The sequence below is a fragment of the Megasphaera sp. UPII 135-E genome (genome assembly GCF_000221545.1).
In the GTDB taxonomy this organism is placed as follows: domain Bacteria; phylum Bacillota; class Negativicutes; order Veillonellales; family Megasphaeraceae; genus Megasphaera; species Megasphaera hutchinsoni.
Genome location: NZ_AFUG01000043.1, coordinates 1 through 25,912 on the forward strand (window position 1 = coordinate 1; position 25,912 = coordinate 25,912).

27 protein-coding genes and 1 tRNA gene are annotated in these 25,912 nt (G+C 36.9%); 4 read left to right on the forward strand and 24 right to left on the reverse strand.

Annotation, left to right across the window (positions count from 1 at the left end; translation table 11 throughout):
- Positions 1 to 7: 7 nt before the first annotated feature.
- Positions 8 to 193, reverse strand: a complete 186-nt coding sequence (locus HMPREF1040_RS06485) for a ferredoxin (protein ID WP_007393193.1) — start codon at positions 191 to 193, stop codon at positions 8 to 10.
- Positions 194 to 275: 82 nt separating this feature from the next.
- On the opposite strand from HMPREF1040_RS06485, the gene HMPREF1040_RS06490 reads away from it, so the two are divergent.
- A tRNA-Thr gene (locus HMPREF1040_RS06490) sits at positions 276 to 351 on the forward strand.
- A gap of 71 nt (positions 352 to 422) precedes the next feature.
- On the opposite strand, the gene HMPREF1040_RS06495 is transcribed toward HMPREF1040_RS06490, so the two are convergent.
- On the reverse strand, positions 423 to 872 hold the full coding sequence (locus tag HMPREF1040_RS06495; RefSeq protein WP_007393143.1) for a SoxR reducing system RseC family protein: 450 nt from the start codon (positions 870 to 872) through the stop codon (positions 423 to 425).
- A 136-nt stretch (positions 873 to 1,008) separates the two neighbouring features.
- Between HMPREF1040_RS06495 and HMPREF1040_RS06500 the strand changes: the two genes are divergently transcribed.
- Genes HMPREF1040_RS06500 through bioA form a run of 3 tightly spaced genes read left to right on the forward strand, consistent with a single transcriptional unit; the run spans position 1,009 to position 3,618 of the window.
- A complete protein-coding gene (locus tag HMPREF1040_RS06500) occupies positions 1,009 to 1,575 on the forward strand; it encodes a biotin transporter BioY (RefSeq protein ID WP_007393204.1) in 567 nt (188 codons plus the stop codon).
- A 13-nt stretch (positions 1,576 to 1,588) separates the two neighbouring features.
- Positions 1,589 to 2,263: a dethiobiotin synthase gene (gene bioD, locus HMPREF1040_RS06505; protein WP_007393183.1), complete on the forward strand. Its 675-nt coding sequence runs from the start codon at positions 1,589 to 1,591 to the stop codon at positions 2,261 to 2,263.
- Between the two features lie 2 nt (positions 2,264 to 2,265).
- Positions 2,266 to 3,618, forward strand: coding sequence for an adenosylmethionine--8-amino-7-oxononanoate transaminase (bioA, locus tag HMPREF1040_RS06510; protein WP_007393158.1), 1,353 nt, complete (start codon positions 2,266 to 2,268; stop codon positions 3,616 to 3,618).
- On the opposite strand, the gene HMPREF1040_RS06515 is transcribed toward bioA, so the two are convergent.
- The 22 genes from HMPREF1040_RS06515 to HMPREF1040_RS06620 form a co-directional block, all read right to left on the reverse strand.
- Complete coding sequence (locus tag HMPREF1040_RS06515) at positions 3,615 to 3,899, reverse strand: glutaredoxin domain-containing protein (protein ID WP_007393142.1); 285 nt, start codon at positions 3,897 to 3,899, stop codon at positions 3,615 to 3,617. The two genes, bioA and HMPREF1040_RS06515, sit on opposite strands and share 4 nt — an antisense overlap.
- Positions 3,900 to 4,094: 195 nt before the next feature.
- Positions 4,095 to 5,048, reverse strand: a complete 954-nt coding sequence (locus HMPREF1040_RS06520; protein ID WP_007393239.1) for an NAD(P)-binding domain-containing protein — start codon at positions 5,046 to 5,048, stop codon at positions 4,095 to 4,097.
- 107 nt (positions 5,049 to 5,155) lie between these two features.
- Complete coding sequence (locus HMPREF1040_RS06525) at positions 5,156 to 6,463, reverse strand: serine dehydratase subunit alpha family protein (protein ID WP_036257872.1); 1,308 nt, start codon at positions 6,461 to 6,463, stop codon at positions 5,156 to 5,158.
- Between the two features lie 25 nt (positions 6,464 to 6,488).
- Positions 6,489 to 7,133: a transcriptional regulator gene (locus HMPREF1040_RS06530; RefSeq protein ID WP_007393175.1), complete on the reverse strand. Its 645-nt coding sequence runs from the start codon at positions 7,131 to 7,133 to the stop codon at positions 6,489 to 6,491.
- 94 nt (positions 7,134 to 7,227) lie between these two features.
- Positions 7,228 to 8,430, reverse strand: a complete 1,203-nt coding sequence (hydF, locus tag HMPREF1040_RS06535; protein ID WP_036257875.1) for a [FeFe] hydrogenase H-cluster maturation GTPase HydF — start codon at positions 8,428 to 8,430, stop codon at positions 7,228 to 7,230.
- Positions 8,417 to 9,637, reverse strand: coding sequence for a nitrogenase component 1 (locus HMPREF1040_RS06540; RefSeq protein ID WP_007393246.1), 1,221 nt, complete (start codon positions 9,635 to 9,637; stop codon positions 8,417 to 8,419). Before HMPREF1040_RS06540 ends, hydF begins: the two co-directional genes overlap by 14 nt.
- Complete coding sequence (locus tag HMPREF1040_RS06545; RefSeq protein WP_255261338.1) at positions 9,628 to 10,965, reverse strand: nitrogenase component 1; 1,338 nt, start codon at positions 10,963 to 10,965, stop codon at positions 9,628 to 9,630. The genes HMPREF1040_RS06540 and HMPREF1040_RS06545 overlap by 10 nt, the downstream gene beginning before the upstream one ends.
- Position 10,966: 1 nt before the next feature.
- The gene (locus HMPREF1040_RS06550) at positions 10,967 to 11,722 is read right to left on the reverse strand and encodes a nitrogenase iron protein NifH (protein ID WP_007393156.1); all 756 of its coding nucleotides are present in this window, start codon (positions 11,720 to 11,722) and stop codon (positions 10,967 to 10,969) included.
- Positions 11,723 to 11,752: 30 nt separating this feature from the next.
- Positions 11,753 to 12,757, reverse strand: a complete 1,005-nt coding sequence (gene hypE / locus HMPREF1040_RS06555) for a hydrogenase expression/formation protein HypE (RefSeq protein WP_007393219.1) — start codon at positions 12,755 to 12,757, stop codon at positions 11,753 to 11,755.
- Positions 12,758 to 12,759: 2 nt separating this feature from the next.
- On the reverse strand, positions 12,760 to 13,809 hold the full coding sequence (gene hypD, locus HMPREF1040_RS06560) for a hydrogenase formation protein HypD (RefSeq protein WP_007393211.1): 1,050 nt from the start codon (positions 13,807 to 13,809) through the stop codon (positions 12,760 to 12,762).
- A 1-nt stretch (position 13,810) separates the two neighbouring features.
- Positions 13,811 to 14,017: a HypC/HybG/HupF family hydrogenase formation chaperone gene (locus HMPREF1040_RS06565; protein WP_007393221.1), complete on the reverse strand. Its 207-nt coding sequence runs from the start codon at positions 14,015 to 14,017 to the stop codon at positions 13,811 to 13,813.
- A 52-nt stretch (positions 14,018 to 14,069) separates the two neighbouring features.
- Positions 14,070 to 16,361: a carbamoyltransferase HypF gene (gene hypF, locus HMPREF1040_RS06570; protein ID WP_007393194.1), complete on the reverse strand. Its 2,292-nt coding sequence runs from the start codon at positions 16,359 to 16,361 to the stop codon at positions 14,070 to 14,072.
- A 145-nt stretch (positions 16,362 to 16,506) separates the two neighbouring features.
- Positions 16,507 to 17,397 carry a nitrogenase component 1 gene (locus HMPREF1040_RS06575; protein ID WP_007393203.1) on the reverse strand — a complete coding sequence of 297 codons (891 nt, stop codon included), beginning with the start codon at positions 17,395 to 17,397 and terminating at the stop codon, positions 16,507 to 16,509.
- The gene (locus tag HMPREF1040_RS06580) at positions 17,394 to 18,698 is read right to left on the reverse strand and encodes a nitrogenase component 1 (RefSeq protein WP_007393180.1); all 1,305 of its coding nucleotides are present in this window, start codon (positions 18,696 to 18,698) and stop codon (positions 17,394 to 17,396) included. The genes HMPREF1040_RS06575 and HMPREF1040_RS06580 overlap by 4 nt, the downstream gene beginning before the upstream one ends.
- 3 nt (positions 18,699 to 18,701) lie before the next feature.
- Entirely contained in the window at positions 18,702 to 19,469 is a 768-nt protein-coding gene (locus tag HMPREF1040_RS06585; protein WP_007393216.1) for an AAA family ATPase, read from the reverse strand.
- An 11-nt stretch (positions 19,470 to 19,480) separates the two neighbouring features.
- Entirely contained in the window at positions 19,481 to 19,729 is a 249-nt protein-coding gene (locus HMPREF1040_RS06590; protein WP_007393163.1) for a TM1266 family iron-only hydrogenase system putative regulator, read from the reverse strand.
- Positions 19,730 to 19,926: 197 nt separating this feature from the next.
- Positions 19,927 to 21,177, reverse strand: coding sequence for a dicarboxylate/amino acid:cation symporter (locus tag HMPREF1040_RS06595; protein ID WP_007393174.1), 1,251 nt, complete (start codon positions 21,175 to 21,177; stop codon positions 19,927 to 19,929).
- A gap of 145 nt (positions 21,178 to 21,322) precedes the next feature.
- Entirely contained in the window at positions 21,323 to 22,486 is a 1,164-nt protein-coding gene (gene eis / locus HMPREF1040_RS06600; RefSeq protein WP_007393140.1) for an enhanced intracellular survival protein Eis, read from the reverse strand.
- Positions 22,487 to 22,517: 31 nt separating this feature from the next.
- Positions 22,518 to 23,432 (reverse strand): DUF2156 domain-containing protein, encoded by a 915-nt coding sequence (locus tag HMPREF1040_RS06605; RefSeq protein WP_082718216.1) that lies wholly within the window; start codon positions 23,430 to 23,432, stop codon positions 22,518 to 22,520.
- A gap of 19 nt (positions 23,433 to 23,451) precedes the next feature.
- On the reverse strand, positions 23,452 to 24,057 hold the full coding sequence (locus HMPREF1040_RS06610) for a DNA-3-methyladenine glycosylase (protein WP_007393225.1): 606 nt from the start codon (positions 24,055 to 24,057) through the stop codon (positions 23,452 to 23,454).
- Positions 24,057 to 24,809 (reverse strand): IclR family transcriptional regulator, encoded by a 753-nt coding sequence (locus HMPREF1040_RS06615; protein ID WP_007393240.1) that lies wholly within the window; start codon positions 24,807 to 24,809, stop codon positions 24,057 to 24,059. The genes HMPREF1040_RS06610 and HMPREF1040_RS06615 overlap by 1 nt, the downstream gene beginning before the upstream one ends.
- 22 nt (positions 24,810 to 24,831) lie before the next feature.
- Positions 24,832 to 25,911: an efflux RND transporter periplasmic adaptor subunit gene (locus HMPREF1040_RS06620; RefSeq protein ID WP_007393243.1), complete on the reverse strand. Its 1,080-nt coding sequence runs from the start codon at positions 25,909 to 25,911 to the stop codon at positions 24,832 to 24,834.
- Position 25,912: the final 1 nt, after the last annotated feature.

Genomic DNA, 25,912 nt, shown 5'->3' on the forward strand with positions numbered 1-25,912 from the left:
CTCTAAATCATTTTATAATAGCTCCCGTCGGACAACAGCTGCGAGCATCTTCTAACAATTCCACCGTTGATTCATCGTTCACAATATTTTGTATACATATATGTTTTGCTTCTGAATCATAAAAAAACACCGTAGGAGCAATTTGCACACAATAATAGCAAAGCACACACCTAGATGTAATCTTATACGCCATACCGATTCCTCATTTCTCCTTCAATGTTCCTTTGCAATGTATTGACAAAACTAGTTTTAAATATTATACTAAACAAGAACTTGCCACTTTAGCTCAGCTGGTAGAGCATCTCATTCGTAATGAGAGGGTCGTTGGTTCAAATCCAATAAGTGGCTCCAAAAACTCCTTTTATGAGGAGTTTTTTTTTGAATAAAATAAGTAGGAGAGCGTAGACGCTCTCCTACTTATTTTATATATCTTCTTCCATCCCATCATTTTCTTCTGATTCTAAAATCTTACAAATACAAGGTCTAGAATCTACCATAGCAGAAATATTTCGATCTACTAACTTCCAAAATCCCATAGATACTAAAATGCCGATAATAGCTCCTCCTATCGCACAAAGAACCATATTATATCCTAATTCTATACCAATACCATAGCCACTACCTGCTCCCACAGCAATAAATAACAAAGGCAATATAAAACATAAAAAAGATCCATAAATTAAATGGCTATCTTCTACATGATACTGTATATTTTCACCTTTTTGTGCACCAATTTTATTATGTGCTGTAATAACCACTCGTTCCGCACCAAAGCAAGACCCACACACTACATATACACTATCTTTATTCACTCTAACTTTAGCCAACCCATCTTCTAAAATTTCTTCTATAATTCCTTCTCCAACACGCATATTATCCTCCTAATCAAGTATCAAAATCGCTTGTATTGTTAACTTTAATTGTGATGACAAACGTTGACACATCTTTTTTTTATTCGTATACTAATAGGCGGAAAAATCATACTTTCAAAAAAAGGAGTGTCTTTTAATGAAAAACACATCAACAAACTCTTTATCAAATCCAAGATTACTAGTATTTATTGCTATCTTCACCGCGTTAATAGCTATCGGTGCTTTTATTCGCATTCCCGTTCCTATATGTCCATTTACACTTCAATTATTGTTTACTACATTAGCTGGACTATTATTGGGTAGCTATGGTGGTGGTCTTGCCGTAGGACTCTACATTATATTAGGTCTTTTCGGATTACCTATATTTACTGCCGGTGGTGGTCCTGCATATATCTTCCAACCTACCTTTGGTTATTTACTCAGCTTTATGCTTGGTTCAATTACCATTGGTTATCTGTCTAGACGGATATCCCATTGGTCATTTATTAATTTATTTTTTATTAATATCATAGGACTTTTAATTGTCTACGCTGGTGGAATGGTATATCTATATGCTATAACCACCTTATATTTAGGTCAGGAAATGACACTATGGTCATTATTTTTATACTGCTTTATTCTAGCCGTTCCTGGCGATATTTGCCTTTGTGCATTAGCTGCCCTAATTGCCAAAAAATTACATTTCAATAAGTTAATTTTATAAAAAGGAGTCTATTATGTCTAACGGATTATTCATAACCGGAACAGGTACAAATGTAGGAAAAACCTATATAACTGCCCTATTAATCAAAACACTTCGCCAAGCCAATTACAATGTTGGCTATTATAAAGCCGCTATTAGTGGTGCTGCGTCGCTATATGAAAGTGATGCAGGCTACGTAAACCGTATCGCTCAAATCAACGAACCCGAAAGTATGTTAGTTCCTTATCTTTTTCAACATGCCGTTTCTCCTCATTTAGCAAGTAAACTAGAAAACCGACCAATTGAAAAAGAGATAATTTTAACTGGCTGGAGGCAAGTATTATCTACCTATCCTTATGTAACCGTAGAAGGTAGTGGCGGAATTATTTGTCCTATTCGTCACGATTCTACTCAATCCTACTATTTAGCCGACATTATTCGTTGGTTGCACATCCCGTCTATCATTGTTGGCACTATTGGGCTAGGTTCTATCAACGCCTTTTTCTTAACTGCCCACTATATGAAATCTTATAATCTTCCTGTAAAAGGATTCATTGCCAACTGTTATCATGACACCTTGATGGAAAATGATAATATCGCACTCATACAAGAATTAACACAATTACCTCTCATCGCCAAAGTTCCAGAAAATGCCCAATTACTCGATGCAGATATAACTAAACTAGCCGCCTTATATGAAGGAGTATAACCATGTTATCAACAAATTTAACAATGCTAGATAAGATGCACATTTGGCATCCAGCACAACAAATGAAAGACGGAGAAGTCTTCCCCCCTATTATTATTGATCATGCCAAAGATTGCTATTTATATGACAATGAGGGTAAAGAATATATTGATATCATTAGTTCTTGGTGGTGTAATTTACTTGGTCATTGTCATCCTGAAATCAATGCAGCTATAAAAAAACAACTCGACACCTTGGAACATGTTATTTTTTCTAATTTTTCCCATGAGCCAGCAATACGACTTTGCCAAGCCTTATTACCACTTTTACCGGAAGGGTTAACTCGTTTTCAATTTTGTGATAACGGTTCCTCCGCCGTAGAATGTGCCTTAAAAATGGCTTTTCAATATCAATTACAAATTGGACAAACCCATCGAACAAAATATATGTGTCTAAATAGCGCCTACCACGGAGAAACCATCGGTGCTTTATCCGTGGGTGCGATGGATTTATATGCCCGTTTGTATAAGCCTCTATTAATGGAAAATATTCGCATTGACGGCTTAGACTGCTATCGATGCCCTTATCATAAAACACGCACGACTTGTCAATGTGAATGTTTTGAATATGCGGAACACGCATTTGCTCTACACGGGCAAGACACGGTTGCCCTCATCGTTGAACCATTATTACAAGGTGCTGCTGGTATGCGGATGTATCCGCCTGCCTATTTAACAAAATTAAAAGAATTGTGTGCGGCCTATGGCGTATTATTAATTGACGATGAAATTGCAGCAGGTTTCGGTCGAACGGGAACAATGTTTGCCATTGAACAAGCCCATGTAAGTCCCGATATATTATGTACTTCTAAAGGACTAACGGGCGGTTATTTACCCATGGCTTTGACGATTACCTCCGAAGAAATATATCAATCATTCTATGCTGATTACAATAAGCACAAGGCATTTATGCATAGTCACACCTATGCTGGCAATCCACTAGCTTGTACCACGGCTGTAGAAGTATTAAAAATACTCAACCGCGATCAAGTAATAAAAAAATCAAGAGAGAAAGCACTTTATTTACATACTTGCTTAAAAAATCGTCTAAAAGATCATCCCAATATAGGGGAAATACGTCATATAAATATGATTAACGCCATCGAATTAGTACAAGATAAAAAAACAAAAAAAGCTTTTAATTCCACGCGAAGAATCGGTTGGCATATCTTTAGAAATGCCATGAAAGACGGACTCGTTTTACGACCTATCGGCGATGTCTTATATTTTAATCCTCCCTTAATTATATCAAAAGAAACATTGCGTATTGCTGTCGAAAAATGTGCTACCGCTATAGAGTCAATCTTACCGTATTAACCCTTTTTTGACACTTTATCTAATGCAGCTTTTACAAATGCCTTAATTTCATCATATGTTTGTCCTGGCTGAGCTTCATATAATTTTTCCTGTTCCCAATACATAACAGGTACATACGTATAAACATACCCTGTAACCATTTCAGGTTCTTGCATTTCTTCATGCCATTCCACCATAATATCACGATACTCATCATATTCATTTTTTAACTCTTGTAATGCTTCCTTAGCCTTTTTGCAATAAGGACAGTCCGTTAAATAAAATGCCATAATTTTTTTCATATTGTTCTCCTTATACATCAACTGGTCATGATTACATCATGACCAGCTTTTTATTATACATTTAATTATAAATATCTTTTATTATTCTACATTATAAAATACTATACCAATGTAGTCAAGATATGCTGATAAAAAAGAAAGAGCAATTTAACCTTTCCCTATCAAGTTACTTTATCATACGGTTGATTTATCCCATTACTGCACTTCATCGGCACGTTTTAAAAATCCCTTGATAATCTCACACGTGTGTACAAACGCTTCTTGTTCTTCCGCTGTCAAAGGTATTTCAAGTACTTTTTCAATCCCATTTTTTCCTACTATACAAGGAACCCCAACAGCAACATCAATTTGTCCATACTCTCCTTTTAAGGCCACCGAACAAGGATGCATTCTTTTTTGATCACCAAAAATATCCGCCACTAATTGATTGACTACATTAGCAATCCCAAACTCAGTGCATCCTTTATTTTCAACTTCCATATCGCCAGCCCAACGAACTTCTTCTTGAATAGTCTGTTTATCCAAAACATCTTCAGAAAACGCATCTTTGTGAATATGCAAAATAGGGGTGTTGCGTAAATATACATGCGACCACACAATAAATCCCGAGTTTCCGTGTTCACCCATACAAAATCCATTGATATCCCGTCGATTAATACCCGTACGTCTGGATAATACCCGTAATAAACGATATGTTTCTAACCCTGTACCAGTACAAAAACAACGTTTTCTATCCCATCCCATTTTTCGTCGGATATATTCACAAATAATATCGGCGGGATTAGAAATACTAATCATGATACCTTTAAACTGTATGCTTTTCAAATGTTTAATAATATCATTAGCCATACGAATAGAATCATCAAATAAATCCAATCTATTTTCACCAGCACGACGACTACGCCCAAATGCCAGAATCAAAATATCCGCATCCTCTATATCTTGATAAGTACCTGCCGCAATAGAAACAGAATAACCACACAAAGCTCCACTTAAGCAATCATCTATATCCATTGCTTGTGCGACAGCTTTTTCTTTTACGCAATCCAATAAAACAATCTCATTTGCTGTTCCTGCTTGAGCTAAACTCAAAGCAACATGAGATCCTACATGACCAGCTCCAATTACAGCAACTTTTCTTTTTTGCATAATATACACCTCACCATCTCCGTTATGCTTATTGCTATGTATATTATACCACCTGTATCCTATACATACAGCCTATATAGTAGAATAACTATACCTACTATGAATGCCTACACTTTCATTTTATTTTTATTTAACATGATATGTAGAATTTCTTCATCCGTTTGCTTCATACCAGAAGTAGCCAATATACCTATATTACGAATGCATTCATCCACATCAAACGCCACTACCCCATCATGCCCACTGACACGGATCCCTTCCATCGCTAACAGCACCGCTTTAAATGCGGCCGCACTCGCCGAGGCGACTTTCATAGAACAACTATTTGCTGCACCATCACAAATCATGCCAGATAAGTCCCCCGTCATATTACAGATCGCATTACAAATAACCGAACGTTCATGTTTTTTAGAAAGTAGCCAGGCCATACCAACGGCTGCACCTATACAAGCCGTCATCGCTGCACAAAGTGCCGATAACTTAGGCAAAAACGCATGAGCATAAATAGCTGTAACATGAGATAAAACCATAGCACGCAACCGCTCTTCCGTAGTGGCGTGTACATAATCAGCCACCACAACAACAGGCATCGTAGCAGAAATTCCTTGATTTCCCGAACCAGAATTGGTCATCGCCGGTAACTTGGCTCCACCCATTCTAGCATCGGAAGCACCTACCGTACGGATAATAACATTTGATTGTAAATCCGTTCCCATAAGACCACTTTGTTGCTGCTTCATTAAGGTTGCACCAATTTGCAATCCATATTTTCCGGCTAGACCTACCTGTGAAAGTGTTTCATTCATATCACCCGCTTCAGCTATAAATTGAATCGCTTCTATCGGCACCTGTTCTGCAAAATCAATAATCTTATTTATCGTCAATGACTGTAAAAATGCTTCTTTATTTTCCTTGTCATTCGTATCATCTGCTGATTTTTGAAATAAAACATTCCCGTCTTTTTCTATATATATAACATTTGTGTGCCTATCAGAAATACAAACTTTGACGCAATGTGCTTTCCCTATAAGAACCGCTTCTGCATATAACACATAAGGCACATCATAGGCGATATCTACAGAAACCAATTGCTGTTCAACCATATCTATAGCTTTATTCACATGATCTTGTGTAATACCTTCTAAAACCTGTAAATCAGCATTAGGATTTCCCCCTAATGCCCCTACTGCCGCAGCAATATATAACCCTGGTCGACCCGTACCAGGCACCATCACCCCCATTCCATTCTTCATTAAATTAGGTGATACTCTTGCTTGTATACGTACTACCGGTTCTTGTAACTTACTAGCTGCCACTGCTGCAGCAAATGCTAACGACACGGGTTCCGTACATCCCGTAGCTGGAACTACCTCATCATGCAATATATCAATTATTTTTTCCCAATCCTTTTTCATCCTCATCACCTCTTATGCCCCTATATTACCGTATCTGTTGTAAATATCTATAAATGGTCGGTTCTGATACAGATAAATGCCGTGCTAAAGCACTAATTCCCCCTTTTAATAAAAATAAACCATCATGATTTAATTGCTTTGTAATTTTAATCCGTTCCCCCACAGATAATCGTTTTGCCTCTATTTCATAAGGTGCTAATCGTTTCATAATCATAGCATCTATTACACTTTGTGCATCCGTATTAAAATTTTCACACGCTCGACTTTGTTTTTCCATAAAATCTACAGCTAAAGGACCTAATACCAACTTATCTAATACTGCTCTTATATCTAAATAATTCTGAATATCATAATTTAGACATAATACTCCGATGACCTGTCCTTTCGCATTCCGCAAAAAATAAGATGACGATCTAAATTTTCGACCCGTTTTACTTTGACTCCAATAATTAACTACCCAGTTTTCATGCTTCGTAACCTCATTTTTTAATAATTTTAACGTAAAATCCGTTAACGGTCCCCCTACTTGTCTACCACTAACATGACCATTTGCAATAGCTACAATCGAATGTTCTAAATTCGTCACATCATGCAAAACAACTTCACATTGTTTACCTAACGCATTACCTAAAAAATGAACTAGCGGAATATATTCTGTAATAGATTTCATCGCACCTTACCCCTTTATTATGATAATAAAATTTTATCACTAAAAAAATGACGCCGTCAAGACAACGTCATTTTATTTTTTATAAAAATCATCTTTATTTTATTAATTTTTGCAATTCGGGAAAAACACTTAAGCTTCTTCCTAAAATACCTTTCATATAAGCAATTGCCGTGCCATAATTTGTAATGAATACACCTTGTCGAGTTGCTTTTTCCATGCGATGTTGCAATTCCCTACTATTCAGCATACACCCGCCACAATGAATAATTACATCATACTGATCTAAGCAAGACGGAAATTCATTTCCCGAAGAAGTATGGATATGTAATTTTTTTCCCGTAAACTCTGCTATCCACCGCGGTAATTTTACCGTACCAATATCATCGCATTGACGATGATGTGTACAACCTTCCGAAATTAACACATTATCACCATTTTGAAGATGGCGAATCTTTTCTACGCCACGAATAGCCGTTTCCAAAAAACCTTTATGTCTAGCCATAAGAATGGAAAAAGAAGTCATAGGAATATCTACCGGTGTTACTTGTGCGACTAATGAAAATACTTGACTATCAGTAATCACCATATCTACTTTATATTGCAATTTTTTTAACGTGGCTTCTAGCATCACATCTTGTACGACCAACACGGTACACTGTGCATCTAATAATTCTCTAATCGTTTGTTGTTGCGGTAAAATTAACCGTCCCTTAGGTGCGGCCGTATCAATGGGAACCACCAAAAGAATAAATTGTCCGACCGTTACGATATCCTTCACAATAGGATAGTCTTCTTCTTTAGGCTTCAATTGAATAAGCCTTTGTTTTACTTCTTCTACACCTTCCCGTGTAACCGCACTTACATACACCGCCTTATCATCGCCATGCTTCTGATAAGAAATCACTTTATCAGCTTTATTGTATACCAGTAGATAGGGAATATTTTTTTTATGAATAAGCTCAATCAACGTTTTTTCTAAATCCGTCATGCCGAGCGTAGCATCTACCACCACCACTGCTATATCCGTTTGATGAAGTACCGCTTCGGTTCGCTCTATTCGTTTCTTACCCAATACACCAACATCGTCAAACCCCGGTGTATCAATTAACATTACTGGACCTAACGGTAAAATTTCCATCGCTTTCTTCACTGGATCCGTCGTCGTCCCTTTTACAGCGGAAACAATAGAAACAGTTTGCCCTGTAATAGCATTGACTAAACTTGACTTTCCCGCATTTCGTCGCCCAAAAAAACCAATATGAATACGTTCTCCCGACGGCGTTTCATTCATTCCCATGTATATTCACACTTTCTATATAAGTCGCAAAAAAATCATTAAACGCTTTCATTAAATTAGGTATGTCATCTTGATACATACGACCTGAAAAAGCCTCGTGACCTAAGGGTACAAACGTAGCAGATGACGGTATAATCGCTTTATATAATGGATCTGCAATAATCATTTTATACGACTGTAATCGTTCCATCAATTCCCCTTCTGAAGTAATCTGCCAATCCGTTTCAAGAAGTGTTCCTTTTGCTGGTGTAACGGGACAAAATACATCCATATGTTGACCCGTACATTGCTCCCAAGCAGCAGCAATAGATGTAGCATATACACTTTCACCAAGAATTACATGCTCACCCTTTTGTTTTGCTCTTATCTCTACTAATGGATATTGTACACGCTTCGTTTCTATTGCCTTATAAATCGCTTTTTCTAACACCGACTGTATCGGATATAAAGGAATGCCTACGACATACGGTTGGGCAAAACGTTGCTGCAATATCTTTGCAGCCCTTTCCCCTCCATATGAAACAACTAAATTTACATCAGCCATAGCAGAACCTATAATTTCTTCATAAACACTTCCCATGGACCAAATAGATGTCACGACTAATCCCATCCTCGTTAAACAGCGTCGAAGTGCCTTTTCACTACCATTAAGAGCAAAATCAAGCGGTGTCATACCAATTATATTAATCTTGTTACCTTGTCCTGCACTAGCAAAAGAAGGCTGCCACGAACAACAAGTAAATGCCGTTTTTGGTGCCGTAACTAATCGTTCCGCAATCATCGCATATGCCCATGAGATACCTTTTTCATACGTATTCATGCTATTCGTTGTTGCCCAAAATACTGGTACATGTGCTTTTTCTTCAATAAGCTTTGCCATTCCCTTAAAATCCGTTCCCATCATTAACGGTACAGGCGTACATAACAACGTAATAAATCGTGGTTTACATGTATCCGCCGCTTGTAAAACATCTTGAATCATTTTCTCTTCATTGCCTAAAACCGCATCTTTTTCAGTCAGTCCCGTAATAAAAATTAAACTATCTGAATGATACCAACGTGGTTCATCATGTGTTGTATACGTAGAATTACACCCAGAAGGATCATGAATAACCGTCATTCCACCCAATTCAAACAACGCCGAACAGACCCCAAAAGTATCTGCCGAATAAGTCGAAACACGACTTACGACTTCTTTCATTGACATAATGTACACCCCCACCCTTTATGTTGAATAACCTCTTCCGCTCGCTGTTCCTGACGAACTGCTTCAGATAATTTTTTCGCTAATTCAATAATACCTGCAAAATCTCGTAAGCCGCCACCTTCTACAATGTTCACAAAATGACTAGTTCCTGTATAATAAGCCGCTTTTTGCCCAATAGCTACATATTCCGATTGACCTTTTTCCACCTGCCCTTTCATATTCACATGCCGAACTGAGTAAATCATGACATCTGGATAATGCATCTGTAAAAACGAAACATCGGCCGCTTCATCAGCACTGGCTACATCACAATATATACGATCTACCAAAAAACCATGTTTTAACAACAACCTAGCTAAAGAAAATGGTCTACTTACAGCCGTAAAATCAATGGCAATAGGTCTATCTTGCACCACTTGTAATGCCCCTAACAAGGCTGCATCACATTGTTTTTTTTCTTGCTCATACGCAGGACATGGAATGTGAAGTTGCATTGCTACTTGTTGTAAATGCTGTTCTATTTCCTCATAATTCCACGCATTAGAAATATATAGTTGTGCTTGTCCTAATCGTTGTTCTAAGGCATCCAACGCTACATGAGCTAATGGTTCTTGCCCAATATTTAATATACTAGACCCCATTTTTTGATATTCATCATACGTTTTACATGTCGGCAATTGATACACATGATATCCATTTTGTTGTAACAACTCATATAATTGACAAGTATTCAGAATAGGTAAATTGCTACCAATTATATTAATCGCCAAGGGATCTTTTTGTTGCGGTTCAATTAAACTATAAATTTGCCTTCGTGTACGCATTTCCGCTGTTAATTTTGAATTACGCCGAATGGGATCCATCCAACAAAGAACAAATTTTGTTTCTTTATATAAGGTTGTTAGTTGTTTATATATGCCTCGTAAATCGCATCCCATAAAATGATGCACACACGAAGGATATAAAAAACAAGCTGTCGGCATACTTGGTAAGCGTGCTATGATTTCTCCAATACCACGAATAATAACATCTTCCATCGTACCATCGAATAATTGTTTTTCTTCGATAACAATAGAAGAAAAACGTGATAAAGCCCCCATTTCTGCAGCTGTCAATACAACCCCACGCAAACATCCTAATGCACAAATATAAATTTGATGTGATCCAGGCACTAACATATTCGTATGCACAATATTCCACGTACCTCTTGCGGGCGGTGAATATTGCAACCCATCATAAAAAAAAGTAGGAAAAGATGCGTCTTTTATAGGAAGAACAAAGCAATTTTTTTGCTTTTTTTCTGTTTCTTGAACATGTACTAACATCATCTCACCTCAACGCATCTTTATATATTGCCTGAGCTAACACACGATATTCTTGTGCCATCTTACTTTCAGGAAATGCTTCAACAACTGTTTTTTTTAATTCTTCGGCTTTCGTTACGGTTTCACTGCGATCTAATATACCCAAAATAGGTGCTTGTATTTCCTGTGCTAATTCATTAACCTTTCTTTCTTCGTGATGTACATTGCGTTTATTTAAAATAAGGCCACCTAATCGAGCATACCCACGATCACGAAAACTATGTATGGCCATAGCAATGTTAGCGGCTGCATAGATAGCCATATTTTCCCCAGACGTAACAATATAAACTGTATCAGCATAACCATTACGCATAGGCATAGAAAATCCACCACATACAACATCACCTAATACATCATAAAAAACTACATCTGGTTGATAAACATCATACGCACCTTGTTCTTCTAACATCTCTAATGCGGCAATAATCCCTCTACCTGCACAGCCTGTTCCAGGTATAGGTCCCCCCGCTTCTACACAAACAATATCTTTATACCCTAAAGTAACCATTTTTTCTAATGGTACATCATCTTCATATTCACGAATTAAGTCAAGTACTGTTGATATTTTTCCCTTTCCATGTAACGTAGATGTCGAATCAGCTTTTGGATCACAACCAATTTGCATAACTTTTAATCCCATATCGGCTAACGTTGCGGACATATTACAAACCGTTGTCGATTTGCCAATCCCACCTTTACCATAAATGGCTATTTTTCTCATATAATATACTCCATATCTATACCCCAGCCCTTAACATATGCGAGGTAATAATTCCCCCCGCGGTGGAGGTAACATCGTTTTCGTACCAATTTCTGTTTCCATCACAACATGTCCTACCAATTCATCTGTTACGCGTCCAATAATAGCCGTTTCTTCACCATGTGGCGAATGACGTAACGTATCTAGCGCCTTCATTGCTTGTGCTTCTGGAACAATAATCACCATACGCCCTTCACAAGCCAAATATAACGGCTCTAAACCTAATAAACCACAAACACCACGAACAGAAGGATGAACAGGAATTGCTGTACTTTTCAAACAAATACCTACTTTGCTTTGTGCAGCAATTTCATATAATACTGTACCCACACCACCGCGAGTAGCATCTCGAATGACGTGAATATCCCTTGTTGCTTTTAGCATATTGTCTACTAACGACCATAATGGTGCACAATCACTAGTAATTTCTGCATCAATACCAAATTTATTTCGTGCTAACAATATCGTACATCCATGGCGACCGATATCACCAGTAACCATAATCACATCACCTGGTTTTGCTTTTGTCCCCGAAAGGGATAATCCTGGTGTCACTTTACCTATTCCCGTCGTCGTAATAAATAATTTATCAACCTGTCCCTTACCCGCAACTTTCGTATCACCTGCAACAATCAAAACCCCTACTTCTTTTGCTGTATCTTCCATAGAGGTAACATACCGCTTTAAATCCTCAACAGGCAATCCTTCCTCAATAACCATAGCACAAGATAAATACATTGGTTTAGCTCCCATACAAGCTAAGTCATTGACCGTACCACAAATACTTAATTTTCCTATATTTCCACCAGCAAAATCTGGTGGTGAAACAATAAAACCATCGGTCGAAAAAGCTAACTTTTCCCCTGGGATAGGTAGTATAGCTGCATCATCTCCTGTAAATAAGGGATTATAAAAATGTGCCTTAAAAACACTTTCAATTAACTCACTTGTATGCTTTCCACCTGCTCCATGTGCCAAGGTAATAAATTTTTCCATAATTATATTCCTCCATATTGATAATATGCTGAACATGCACCTTCTTGCGAAACCATACATGCACCAATCGGATGATCCGGTGTACACCCTTTACCAAAAACACTACATTGCGGTGGTCTACATTTTCCCTGCAATACGTCACCACACCGACACAACGGATTAACTTTTCCTTTCAACGTAGGAATTTCATATTTTTTACGAGCATCATATAAAGCAAATACGGGGCGTAACATCAAACCCGAAAGGGGAATAACCCCTAATCCACGCCATTCTGAATCACATGGCTCCATCACTTCAGCCATTAATTTCTTACCTTCAATACTTCCTTCACGTGTAACCACACGCGGATAACAATTAACAAAGAATGGAGTCCCCTTTGTATACTTTGCTAAAATAACGGCAAAAGCCGTCATTAACTCTTTACTCGTAAAACCAGCTACAACTCCAGATACCCCTTGTTTCACCAATGCTTCCGCATACTCCGTACCCATAATAGCATCAACATGTCCTGGATATAAAAATACATCAGCACTTCCCTGTAACGAATTATAAGCCATCGGCATAGTCTTATTTGCCGTTAATAGCGAAAAATTATTTATATGTTTTGCGGCAGCTTGTTTAACAGCTAAACAAGACGCCGGTGTAGTCGTTTCAAAGCCTACGGCTAAAAAAACAACCTCTTTATCAGGATTTGCTAAAGCATAATCATAAGCATCAATCGGAGAATAGACAATTTGAATATCCGCCCCTTTACTCCGTGCATCGGCCAAACTCATATGCGTACCTGGTACACGCAATAAATCGCCAAATGTACATACAACTACATTCTTCTCTAAAGCTAACCAAAGTGCTTCATCTACATATTCAATCGGAGTCACGCAAACGGGACACCCTGGCCCTGAAATAAGTTCAACTTGCGGTGGTAAAATTTGTCTAATTCCTAACTTAAATATTTCATGCGTATGTGTTCCACAAACCTCCATAATGCGAATAGGCGGTCCATCATAGCCCTGAATAATTTCCAAGGCCGTTCTTTTTTTTTGCCCATCCATCTTACAAATCCTCCAAAATATCGTCCGTTTCATCCGTTTCATTATTCGTAATTTTAGCAATAGCCATGCCAGCATGCACCATGACATAATCGCCCGGATCTAAACTGGAAATTAATGCTGCTGAAATTTCCCGCTTTGCCCCCGAAGCATCTACTAAAGCCATTCCATTTTTTATATTAATAACACGTGCTGGTAATCCTACACACATACTATCCCTCCTAATTTATCGACATACATTTTCCTAATTATAAATAAATTATTTAATCATGATACATTGCATATACCGCTTGTCCTAATGCTAAGCCACCATCATTCGGTGGAACTAAACTATGTTTTAATACCAAAAATCCTTCTTCTACTAAAATTTGTTCGCACAATTTTAATAGTAATGTATTTTGAAATACCCCACCCGTAAGAACGACCGTCTGTAACTTTGTTTCCTGTCTTGCAGCTAAACATGCACCTCCTACTAATCGGGCAATATATACATGAAATTCAAAGGCTAACTGTTCTGCCGCAACGCCTTCCCCTATTTTTCGAATCAAATAAGTAATAAAAGAATTAACATCTAATATCCGCTGAGATTGACAAACTTTAGGTAATAACGGTTTTACAGCCTCTAACGGATGTTTTCTTTCCCATCTCATTGCGGCAAATTGTAACTTCATCGCCCCTTCTCCTTCAAACGTAGATATACGACAATATCCCAATATCGCACTAACCGCATCAAAAATACGTCCCATGCTAGTAGAAATAATACTATTAATTCCTTGATCTGCTAAAAACAATTGCGCATTTAACGCGTTATCATCTCCTTTCGTTAATCGCCATAAAATATCTCGTATCTCCTTACGCTTTTCTTGCCCGTATAAACTATCTAATATGCTAACAGCTATCCGCCATCCTTCCTTAGAGGCGATATCTCCCCCCCTATGCCAAAAAGGAGATATAAAAGCAAATCGTGAAAACCGATGTACATCACAAAGTAAAATTTCACCACCCCAAATAGTTCCATCTCCCCCATAGCCAGTACCATCAAAAGAAACGCCAATGACACTATCGGTATACCCATTTTCCGCCATACAAGAAAGAACATGGGCATAATGATGTTGTACCGATATCACCGGAATACCTAACGTTTCTGCTACGGCTCGCGAATTATAGTTAGGATGTAAATCACAAGCAACTACTTGAGGCTTCGCTTCTAAAAGAGTCGTTAATCTCTGAACAGATTCTTTTAAAGCGGTCATCGTTCTAGTATCGCTCATATCTCCTATATATGGAGATAAGTAATATAAATTATATTTTCCCATACAAAAACAATTTTTTAACTCGCCCCCAATCGCGAGCACTTCTTTATTTTTGCGTTTTCCCAGAAAAAAAGGCAATGGTGCATATCCCCGCGATCGACGAATCATATAAGGCTTATCATCGTACCAATCCATTACCGAATCGTCAGCCCTCAACCTAATATGTCGATCATGAGATAAAACTAATTCACACAATCCTTGAACTTCCGTACGAATATCCTCATCCGTTCTACAAATAGGTGCCCCTGATTGATTGGCACTTGTCATAACCAATATATCAGGCATAGTTAACCCATCATCATATGTAAACAACAACAAATGTAACGGCGTATAAGGAAGCATTACTCCCACCTTGGGATTATCGGGAGCGATAGATGGGGCTATCTTTGAATTTTCCTTCTTTTCTAATAATATAATTGGCTTTTGATGTCCATCTAAGGTTTCTTTAACCGATAATGGAACGACACATTCTCTCATAGCAACAGCAAGGTTTTTCATCATAACCGCAAAAGGTTTAACTGGTCTATGTTTCACTTTACGCAACAAAGACACAGCCTGTTCATTCGTACCATCACAACAAAAATGAAATCCTCCCAATCCTTTTACAGCGATAATTTTTCCAGCACAAATAGCTCGTCGTGCTGCTCGTATAGCGTCTTTATTTTTTTCTTTCCTATCCAATATATATACTTGAGGACCACAATTAGGACAGCAAACTGGTTGTGCATCATAACGACGACTATGAGAATCAACATATTCAGCTGCACACTCATGACACATAGGAAAATCATTCATACTCGTTCGTTCTCTATCATATGGCATGCCCTCTAAAATCGTTAAACGTGGCCCGCAAGCCGTACAATTAATAAAAGGATGTAAATATCTTCTATTCGATGGATCAAATAATTCTTTTTGACAAGTAAGACAGGTAGCAATATCTGGAGAAACAAAAATATCTCCTTCTTTCCGTTCACTTTCAACAATTGAAAAACAAGTATATGCAGAAACATCTATCGTTTCTACTTTAACCTGCAAAATAGACGAACGAGCTGGTGCTTTGTCTTTAAGGTCTTTTAAAAATTGTTTTTTAGCAAATTCATTTCCTTGAATTAATATTTCTACGTAAGACCCTTTGTTACAAACTGTCCCTTTTAACTGATATTTCATCGCGACGCGACTAACAAAAGGACGAAAACCAACACCTTGAACAATTCCAACCACACATACTCGCTCCGTTTTCATCCTTTACTCCCTTCCCGAAACAGCAAAATGAGGATAATCAATATAAACACCTGTAAAATGCGGGATAGCTCGTTTAAAATAAATATCACCAATAATTACATCAAATGAGCCCTCCTGTACTAACTGACAAAAATCATCTTCTTCTTTAAGATAAATATGAGGAAATGACAACAACTCTTTTTTTGCCATAAACCAAGAAGCTGTTATAACCTGCTTTGCACCTAAAGCACGTACTTTTTTTTGCCATATCCAAGGCCGCTACTTGCTGATGTACAATCAAAACAGATTTATCTTGCAATACTATATCATTAGTAAGAAGATTATCATTACCAAAATACCTACATTCATAAGGAATCCCAAATATCTTATACACATACTGTGCTGCTTCTAAGCCGGCCGGAGATATAACTATATTCTTCGTTACCGTACCGGCCTGCCGATAATCATCTAAACAATCAAATAATACTACTTTATCAACCTCATCTTTTTGTAATATATCTACTATTTTATTTCCATCCATAGGATGCATAAATTCTAACGGAATCGCTCCCCATACACCCACCATGTTTTTTTTTGGTACAGCTAAAGGTTCAATGAATTGTGAACAAACGGCTTTATATGCTGCTTCCATTCCTTTATCATATAACCCCATACCCGTTGTATCGACTGTAATAACGGGAATAGATACCTTCTTCGCAATCATTCTTTTTAAAGCTTGATAATCCGTACCAATAACCGATGGTACAGGTGTCCCAACAATAGCAATAAAAGCAGCTTGCACATGATCTACGGCTTGACATATTTTCGCTACCAATCGATCATCTCGTCCCATAATAGCATCCATATCACGAAGACCCGCACTAAATACCGCACTTTTGCGACCACTAAACCATCTCGGCTCATCAAAACCACAAATATTGCCAGCACATCCTCCTGCATCACAAATCACAACAATGCCTTGTAATCCATAAAAAACAGAGGCCGCCCCCGATTGGTCAGGAGCAAAGGGCGAGATATATTTCCATAATCCTTTCATGCTATGTTCCTTTCTCTGAGGGAAAATTGTATTCTTTTTAATAAAGAAATCACCCCAGCATACCCAAAGGGCTGGATATCTTCATCCCAATGTACATGCACTGCATGTGGATGATAATAGGAGCAATCTTTACCTATCGTTACATCAATATGTTCATGTCCATCCTCATAATAAATCATGCTAGGTGATAAATTAGAATACACTTTTGTAAGCGGTGTAAGCTCTGTTAAATGCCGGATATATACATAATCATTTTCTGAAATATTAGCAAAAATTTCTTTTACCGCAAAACCATATTTAGTAAGTGCTAATGCCATTTCATAAGCATTGCCATTTTGCATTTCCCCAATCGAAACACGAATACCAGCACAACGTTGTTTTATTTCAGAAACAATTTCCTTTGCTTGTTCCCACCAAGCGGTGTCTTCGACAGAAACTCCCAATGTACGTCCCAAAGCCTGATACTGTGTATGTATTTTAGCGACTTGATACAAACGAGTTAATTCAATACTGGGAATGCCTAATCGTTCCTGCATATCCTGTGCCGCTAACCGAGCTTCGGGATGTAAAATAATATTAAAATTAGCTTGAGATAAGGTTTTATATGAATCATAATCCTTGCAACGAGCTAACTCATGAATAGTATGAATTCCCATATTTTTTAATAATTCATATAGTTCACAATCGTCCTGTAAAGGTGAAAAATAACCAATTAAATTTACAGTTCTTCTATTTCTCGTTTGTTTTTCCAACAATGAATATACGGCACGCCGCACATCTACCATAGGCGGTTTACGACCTTCTCGCGTCAATGCATACATATAGCAAGGAACAACAGGCACACCTATTTTTTGCGTCGCTTTTTTACATACCTGTTCCATGTCGGTTCCCAATAATGCATCGACACAGGTCATACAAACCATAACAACAGATGGACAGACCGTTTGAGTGGCTAATATTTCTTTTATCGCACTTGCTATCTTCCGCAAATGTCTGCCTGTTACAATATCTGTTTCATCCATTTGATAATAAAAGAACCGCTCACTATATCCACCCATTTCACTCAATATTGTCGTATTACGGCCACAGCATCCTGGCCCAATCAACAACATAATCGAACCCGGTATAGCTAATCCTGCACGTTTCACGCCAAAGCCTTGTGCTCCTGGCGAATTAAAAGCCAATGCAGCTGGCGAATTATATATTAAATGTGATGAAGAAATAAGTTCCTTTGGAATATTCGCACTCCCTAACTGTGCTAATTCTTCAATGGTTATACTATATGGTATTAATGGTTTCATATCTTACCCTTTCCTTGCACTATCATTACTACTTAATAACGTTGCTAAGGCAATAAACTTTTGACTGATCATAAGATTAACATCTACTTCAATCACAGTTTTTCCCTGTTCTTCAGCGTGATTGATATCATCACTACGCGGAATATCTGCAACAATCGGAACCTCAATTTGTGAAGCAAAAGCGTTCACCTTTTTTTCTTCATCTGGCACATTACGCCTATTTAAAACAATTCCTCGTACGCTCGCATAACTACGATCAGCAAAATTTTTAACTGCCATCGCAATATTATTTGCAGCATATAAAGCCATTTTCTCTCCCGATGTAACAATCAATACATCATCAGCATATCCTTCACGAATCGGTGCTGCAAAACCGCCACAAACTACGTCCCCTAATACGTCATATAAAACAATATCTGGCTTATATATTTCAAATAAACCTAAATCTTCTAATAAATCAAACGTAGCAATAATACCTCTTCCAGCACAACCTAAACCAGGTGTAGGTCCCCCTGTTTCAATACATAAAATATTTGCATACCCTTTACAAGAGATATCTTCTAATGATTGCGGATCTTCATCGTGAACACGCATATATTGCATTACCGATTCCAATGGCTTTCCACCCAATAAATTAAAGGTAGAATCAGCTTTAGGATCACAACCAATTTGAATTACTTTCATACCTTTATACGCAAAAGCCGCCGACAAATTACTCGTAATCGTTGATTTGCCTATGCCGCCTTTACCATACACAGCAATTTTTAACATACATCCTCCCTTTAAGGCATAGGCGGATAAATTGTTTTCGTACTTACATCTGGAAGCATACCTAATTTTCCCGATAATGCACTAATGATATTCTGCGGTGCATCAACAATAATACTAATCACATGCACACCTCTCTCATGATAAGGAATGCCCATCCGTCCAACAATATATTCTCCATATTCATGTAAAATTTCATTTAATTTTTCCGTAATATTACGCTTACCTACAATAATACCAATTAATGCTAGTCTAGTATCCATCAAATATACCTCCAAAAAAAGACTCCATGCGAAAGCACAGAGCCTAGTATATGTTTAAGTGCTTTCGCCTTGCTTGTGCAGACAGCTCTTTACAAGTAAGAACAAATGCGTAAATATAAAGCTTTTCGTCAGAAACTTCTTATGAATTGCTTATTTGTATATAGTATAACAGATTTAATCAATAATGACTATATTTTTTATCTTTTTTCTGCCAAAAATAAATGATACCTCTCCTTGAATTTTTGACTATTCATATCTCCTTCCCAACAAGCAACTACCATCGTTGCCATGCAATTGCCACTAACATTACAAATCGTACGAATCATGTCTAACAAACGATCAATCCCTAATAAAATAGCTACTCCTTCAGTTGGTAAATTAAAAGCTACGGCCGTAGCGGCTACAACAATAATACCTGCTCCAGGAACTCCAGCAATCCCTTTCGTGGAAAGCATTAAAGTCAACATCACCAAAATTTGTTGTTCCATCGGCATGTGAATACCATATAATTGAGCAATAAATAAAATACATGCGGAACTATATAAAGTAGATCCATCTAAGTTGAAAGAATATCCCGTAGGCATAACAAAGGTAACAATATTTTTAGGCACGCCTAATTCTTCAAGGCGTTGCATCGCTCCTGGTAATGCCGCTTCGCTACTAGCAGTTGAAAAAGCTAATAACAAAATGTCTTTCAACGCTTTTAATAAACAAAAGAAGTTAATCCGAGTAAAAGCACTCGCCACTAAAGCAATAATACAAATAAAAATAAGCGTTGCAATTGCAACAGAAAGAATCAGCTTGCCTAAAGGAATTAACATCTCAATACCATAACTACCTACTGTATAAGCAATCATAGCAAATACACCAATCGGTGCTAAATGCATTACATAACTAGTAACTTTAAACATGGTTTCAGCAATGCAACGACAAGCATTAACGATGCTCTCTCCATCTTTACCAATATGGGCTACACCTACACCAAAGAAACACGAAAATAAAATAATTTGCAACATATCTTGCCGAGCTGCCGCATCAATGATATTCGTAGGTATAATATGTACCACATAATCTACTAAATTAATACTATGTTGACTTGCAGTAGCAACTTTATCAGCGTCTCCCGCTGCTGCTGTAATATGTACCCCTACACCAGGTTCAGCTACATTCATAACGATCAAGCCAATAGCCAGTGCGATAGTCGTAGCAAATTCAAACCAAATAATTGATTTTCCTCCTAAACGACCTAATTTTTTAAAATCACCCGTTCCAGCAATCCCCATAACTAACGTACTAAAAATCAATGGTACAACAATCATTTTAATTAATCTTAAAAAAGCATCACCAAATGGTTTTAATTTATCTCCCACATCAGGAAATAAATATCCAACAATAGCACCTAGAATAAGACCTATTAAAATTTGTGTACTTAACCCTAATTTTTTCACAATAACAAAAACTTCCTTTCAAAATAATATGTCTATCTTAAAATCACAAAATTATTATACGATAGTATATGGTATACTTCAAATTTAATATAACCGTATTTTTTAATTAAATTTTAAAAGATTTAACTTATCTCACTATGCACTACTAATACCACTCATTAATAAAACAATGCTCTACGGGAAATAACTTATCTAACATTAAAATATCCTCATCATTTCCATGTATTTTTTCATTATATGCTAACGCTTTCGCCGAAACCGTGCCAAAAATTAACATTCCTAACGCACCTACTGACATTTCTACAGTCGGCGTATCCTCTGTTCGTTTTACATGTCCTTGTCCATGGTTAACCTGTAACTTCCAATTACCACCATTCCATGCTACCAACGGATCTTTTATGTGAAAAATAATTTCTCCTGTCCATTCAGCGGGATAAGGAATCATTTCTAATGCTCCCTTCACATCTACAATACGACAAGTCATAAAAGGAATAGTTTGATGTCCCTTTTTCCCATCAGAATAAAATCGGTATGATTGATCATGCAACCCTTCATTCCATTGCAAAATCTCCCCTTGAGAACGATGATTATACATATAATGAAGCAAACCTTTTTTTCCTTGAAAAGATGTATATATAAACTCACCGCACTGAATCATAGGTGTATTAATACGATAAAAAGCATAACTAATAGGCATTTTATCCATAAAGCAAGCAACAATATATCCTTCTGCCAATTGTGCCGCAATATGACTGCGCCAAGAAACTTCATCCCGTATAGCATATCCCGACAATCCTTGCGTATACTGCTCATATACGGACGCTAAATAACGCCACTGTTCAGGAGAAGAAATGAATGCATATTGAAGAGAGTCCGGAACTTTTACACATAATGATCCCACATTTCTCGTTTCTTGCCACTGGTGACAATATAATTCATACCCATATATCTGATAAAAACCTGCATTAGACGGCATCAAAATCTGAACATATTCTTGTTTCTTTCTCATTTCCTCCAACGTAGCCTGCAATAATTGTTTTCCTACGCCCTGTGAACGTGCCGCTGGATGTGTAGCTAACCCTACAACATATGATGTATTCACTTGTATTCCCCGCAGAACCAAGCGATACGGGTTTAAATGGGTTACACAACACATGACTCCGTTTTCTTCTCCAATCAATACCTGCTCAGGTCGATAATAATGCGTAAAATACCAGCGAAAAAAAGGATCTTCTCGAGGTTCAAAGCAATATGCCCATAAATTCTCAACTTGATTTTTATCTGCTAATGTAGATATACGAAAATTCATATTATCCTCTCCTTACAGCCATTCATGCCTCTTACGTATTACGCAAAGTCACTTCAAATTTTTCTACAAAATGACAGGGATTATAAGATTCTTTTGAATGTCGTAACCCCGGAATACCCATATCTTCCTCTCGATTAATATATGTAGTATGGCTCCATGCATGTACTACAAATTCATGATTAATTGCCTGATATAAACCTCTAATTGTAGGATCACTTTTCTCGAAATGAATAATAGCTGTATCTTCATTCATCATTTCACCAATAGAAAAAGCAACAATACGATTAAAAATACGAATAGCTCCACCCGTAACGCCCAATTCATTCCAATGTTTAAAAACCATTTCAATCGCTTGTCTTTCTCCTGCCAGATCTTCTGCATCGTCTTTATCTTGATGCTGCTTATACCAATTCATTTCCGCCGCTAAACATTCTTCAAAAAGCTCATCCGTAATAGAAACATATTCCCATTTACCAATATATTCATTACGAAAATGATTTAAATTATTTTTCTTTTGTCTGTATTTTTTTCCAGATAAATTAATTAAATTTTGTGTCAAATAAACGTATTCATAGTTATCACGATCAGGCGTAAAAACATAACAATCTGGACAGCATTCATATATTCGTTGTGCTGTTTTAGGCGTAACCCCTTTTAACAAAAAAGGATAATCATGTTCTTTAAACCATTTTTGCATGCGTTCCATACCTTTCGCAAAATCACTATCTCTACGAGTAAACGGAGGAATCCAAAACTGTTTATTTCCCCGACCAGACCGAATATATAAAATATTATTTTCCTCTGCCCATTGTATTTGATAAGGTTTTTGCCATGCGAATAAGGTCATAAATGTAGCATCTGCCTGCTCATATCTCCTTTGATGAAAATATGAATCTAAAATAATTTTATCCTCTATCCCAATTTCTTTAAACTGTATAATAATAATTCCTCCTTAATACGAATGATTATCCCTTTGAAACATAGGGATTACCTTGAATAAAAAAACGCCAAGGAAAATACTTTCCTTTTTCAGCATACGAAATATTGACACGCTTTCCCTTTACAATGCGTATCATTTCCTTGTTAGTCGGTGTAGCAATAAACAAAGGAGCTTTCCATAATGGAATACTATTTTCTTTTATCGTAATATTCATTGCTATGCAAAGTTTTCCTGGACCATTAGAAATACGTTTGTCTGGTATAGACAACTTTCGATTCACCAACATATATTCCTTTCCCTGAATGGGTTCAATAGCACGAATTAATACTGCTTGAGCATCATCTTTAAGGCTCGTCACAACATTAAAACAATGATACATGCCATATATCAAATATACATAACTAATACCACCATTTTGAAACATTGGCTCATTTCTATTCGTCCGTTTTCTCCAGGCATGAGAAGCATCATCTATCTTCCCCTGATAACTCCCCCCATATGCTTCTGTTTCTACAATTTTACCAATATATTCTACTTCAGATGTACGATGAATTAAATACATACCTAATAATTTTTGAGCAACATTTGTTGCCTTATCTTGAAAATCGGTATACTTCCACGGTATATACATTATATGCCTCGCTGATGACCTAATAAATGAGATAATTCTCCTGCATATTGATTTAACGCAAATAACATTTTTTGGCGTACGGACTCATAAAAACGCATCGTTGGACCAGCAATAGTTAAAGCTGCGGCAATAGTGCTATTAAAATTGAAAACGGGAACAGAAATAGCAAATAGTCCGTGTTCACTTTCATCCTGTGTAACAGCATAACCATTATGCCGTATAACATTTAAATCAGCTAATGTTACCACACCATAATCTTCACAAATACGTTGTTGTACCTCTTCTGTCGACCAAGCTAATAATACTTTACCTGCCGCCCCTTTGTATATAGGTAGAGACTCTCCCGCCGGAATAACTCGTCGTAATGAACGAGAACTTTCAACAAAATCCAAGCAAATACGACTATCTCCTTCAGCTACATAAATACTAGCTGTTTCATTAAAATCTTGTTGTAACCTATATAAATAAGGTCTTGCTAATGTTACAATATTTTCTGTCCAATGTGACGAATACCCTAAAGCTAATGCTTTAGGGCCTAATTTATATTTTCGATAGATTGGATCTCGTTGTAAATACTGCCGCCGTTCTAATGTACTTACAATACGAAATGTCGTTGATATATTTAACTTTGCTCTATTAGCAATAGCATTAAGACTCATTTCTTTATTACATTCTAAAAAAATATCTAACACATCTAAGCTTTTTTCTAACGATTTTAATAAAACCATTGAATGTGATGCTATATCTCGCACTATGCTCTCCTTTCCATGCCAACTATGTAATACGCATTCCAATCTGTAATGTAGCAGATGGATTAACCACAATAGTATCGCCTTTTTTTAAACCAGATAAAATAATAACACGGCCACCTATAACCTCTCCCGTTAATACAGAGCGAACATCAACAATACCTTTTTTATTTACAATATATACAAAATCTCCGCTATCTTTAGTACGAATAGCCATTTTAGGAACTGTAATTTGAGGCGTTAATTGATTGGTTATCAACTTAATTTTACATACTTCTCCCGAACGAAAAATTTGCTTACTATTATTACATAAAATTTTACCTACAAAAAGTCCTGTCAACGGATCCTTAGAAGCTGATATATAAGTCAATTTTCCCTCTTCCATCATTCCTATATCAGATATTATATGAATTGTTAAATTACCTGTTTGCTGTGCTTTTCTTAATACACTTATGTATTGTTCAGGTATAGCTACACTTACTAATAACGGAGAAGTCTGTTGAATCATAGCCAGCACTTGCCCTGCAACAGCCATCGTTGGATTTTTAGCAACCATAGTAATACATCCACTAACAGGTGCTATAATCGTAGCATTTTGAACCATAAACTGAGCATTTTTCATCGCTTCTTGTAATGCCGTAGAGGTAGATGATGTCGTTACATTAGATGTTTTCATATGCTGTGTCAACGAATCATATTCTACTCGCGAAATAATACCTTCTTTATATAAACGATACCATTTATCTTGTTCTTCTTTTTCTTTTATCGTTACTTTATGAGCTGCTACTAATTGTTGTGATGTGCCCATTTGCTGAGATAAAGCTAACTGCTTCTTATAAGATGTATCGTCCACTTTAACGATACATTCTCCTTGTTTCACCAATTGACCTTTTATTAACGGTTTAGTCACTATCTTTCCTGATATATTAGGTATAATATTGATACTTACTAAAGGTGATATATGTCCCTCTAATGTTACCACTGCAGGTTGATTGGAAACAGAAATCTTTTCAACCTGCATTTTTCCATTCGTATGACATCCCGTTATTCCAATAACAATAGAAACTATGATAACTATACAACTTATCCATTTTTTACCTAGCACA

Bases quoted from the DNA above. Each gene is read 5' to 3' on its own strand.
- HMPREF1040_RS06485 (WP_007393193.1), bottom strand. From the start codon at position 193: ATGGCGTATAAGATTACATCTAGGTGTGTGCTTTGCTATTATTGTGTG.
- HMPREF1040_RS06495 (WP_007393143.1), bottom strand. From the start codon at position 872: ATGCGTGTTGGAGAAGGAATTATAGAAGAAATTTTAGAAGATGGGTTG.
- HMPREF1040_RS06500 (WP_007393204.1), top strand. From the start codon at position 1,009: ATGAAAAACACATCAACAAACTCTTTATCAAATCCAAGATTACTAGTA.
- bioD (WP_007393183.1), top strand. From the start codon at position 1,589: ATGTCTAACGGATTATTCATAACCGGAACAGGTACAAATGTAGGAAAA.
- bioA (WP_007393158.1), top strand. From the start codon at position 2,266: ATGTTATCAACAAATTTAACAATGCTAGATAAGATGCACATTTGGCAT.
- HMPREF1040_RS06515 (WP_007393142.1), bottom strand. From the start codon at position 3,899: ATGAAAAAAATTATGGCATTTTATTTAACGGACTGTCCTTATTGCAAA.
- HMPREF1040_RS06520 (WP_007393239.1), bottom strand. From the start codon at position 5,048: ATGCAAAAAAGAAAAGTTGCTGTAATTGGAGCTGGTCATGTAGGATCT.
- HMPREF1040_RS06525 (WP_036257872.1), bottom strand. From the start codon at position 6,463: ATGAAAAAGGATTGGGAAAAAATAATTGATATATTGCATGATGAGGTA.
- HMPREF1040_RS06530 (WP_007393175.1), bottom strand. From the start codon at position 7,133: ATGAAATCTATTACAGAATATATTCCGCTAGTTCATTTTTTAGGTAAT.
- hydF (WP_036257875.1), bottom strand. From the start codon at position 8,430: ATGGGAATGAATGAAACGCCGTCGGGAGAACGTATTCATATTGGTTTT.
- HMPREF1040_RS06540 (WP_007393246.1), bottom strand. From the start codon at position 9,637: ATGTCAATGAAAGAAGTCGTAAGTCGTGTTTCGACTTATTCGGCAGAT.
- HMPREF1040_RS06545 (WP_255261338.1), bottom strand. From the start codon at position 10,965: ATGATGTTAGTACATGTTCAAGAAACAGAAAAAAAGCAAAAAAATTGC.
- HMPREF1040_RS06550 (WP_007393156.1), bottom strand. From the start codon at position 11,722: ATGAGAAAAATAGCCATTTATGGTAAAGGTGGGATTGGCAAATCGACA.
- hypE (WP_007393219.1), bottom strand. From the start codon at position 12,757: ATGGAAAAATTTATTACCTTGGCACATGGAGCAGGTGGAAAGCATACA.
- hypD (WP_007393211.1), bottom strand. From the start codon at position 13,809: ATGGATGGGCAAAAAAAAAGAACGGCCTTGGAAATTATTCAGGGCTAT.
- HMPREF1040_RS06565 (WP_007393221.1), bottom strand. From the start codon at position 14,017: ATGTGTGTAGGATTACCAGCACGTGTTATTAATATAAAAAATGGAATG.
- hypF (WP_007393194.1), bottom strand. From the start codon at position 16,361: ATGAAAACGGAGCGAGTATGTGTGGTTGGAATTGTTCAAGGTGTTGGT.
- HMPREF1040_RS06575 (WP_007393203.1), bottom strand. From the start codon at position 17,397: ATGAAAGGATTATGGAAATATATCTCGCCCTTTGCTCCTGACCAATCG.
- HMPREF1040_RS06580 (WP_007393180.1), bottom strand. From the start codon at position 18,698: ATGAAACCATTAATACCATATAGTATAACCATTGAAGAATTAGCACAG.
- HMPREF1040_RS06585 (WP_007393216.1), bottom strand. From the start codon at position 19,469: ATGTTAAAAATTGCTGTGTATGGTAAAGGCGGCATAGGCAAATCAACG.
- HMPREF1040_RS06590 (WP_007393163.1), bottom strand. From the start codon at position 19,729: ATGGATACTAGACTAGCATTAATTGGTATTATTGTAGGTAAGCGTAAT.
- eis (WP_007393140.1), bottom strand. From the start codon at position 22,486: ATGAATTTTCGTATATCTACATTAGCAGATAAAAATCAAGTTGAGAAT.
- HMPREF1040_RS06610 (WP_007393225.1), bottom strand. From the start codon at position 24,057: ATGTATATACCGTGGAAGTATACCGATTTTCAAGATAAGGCAACAAAT.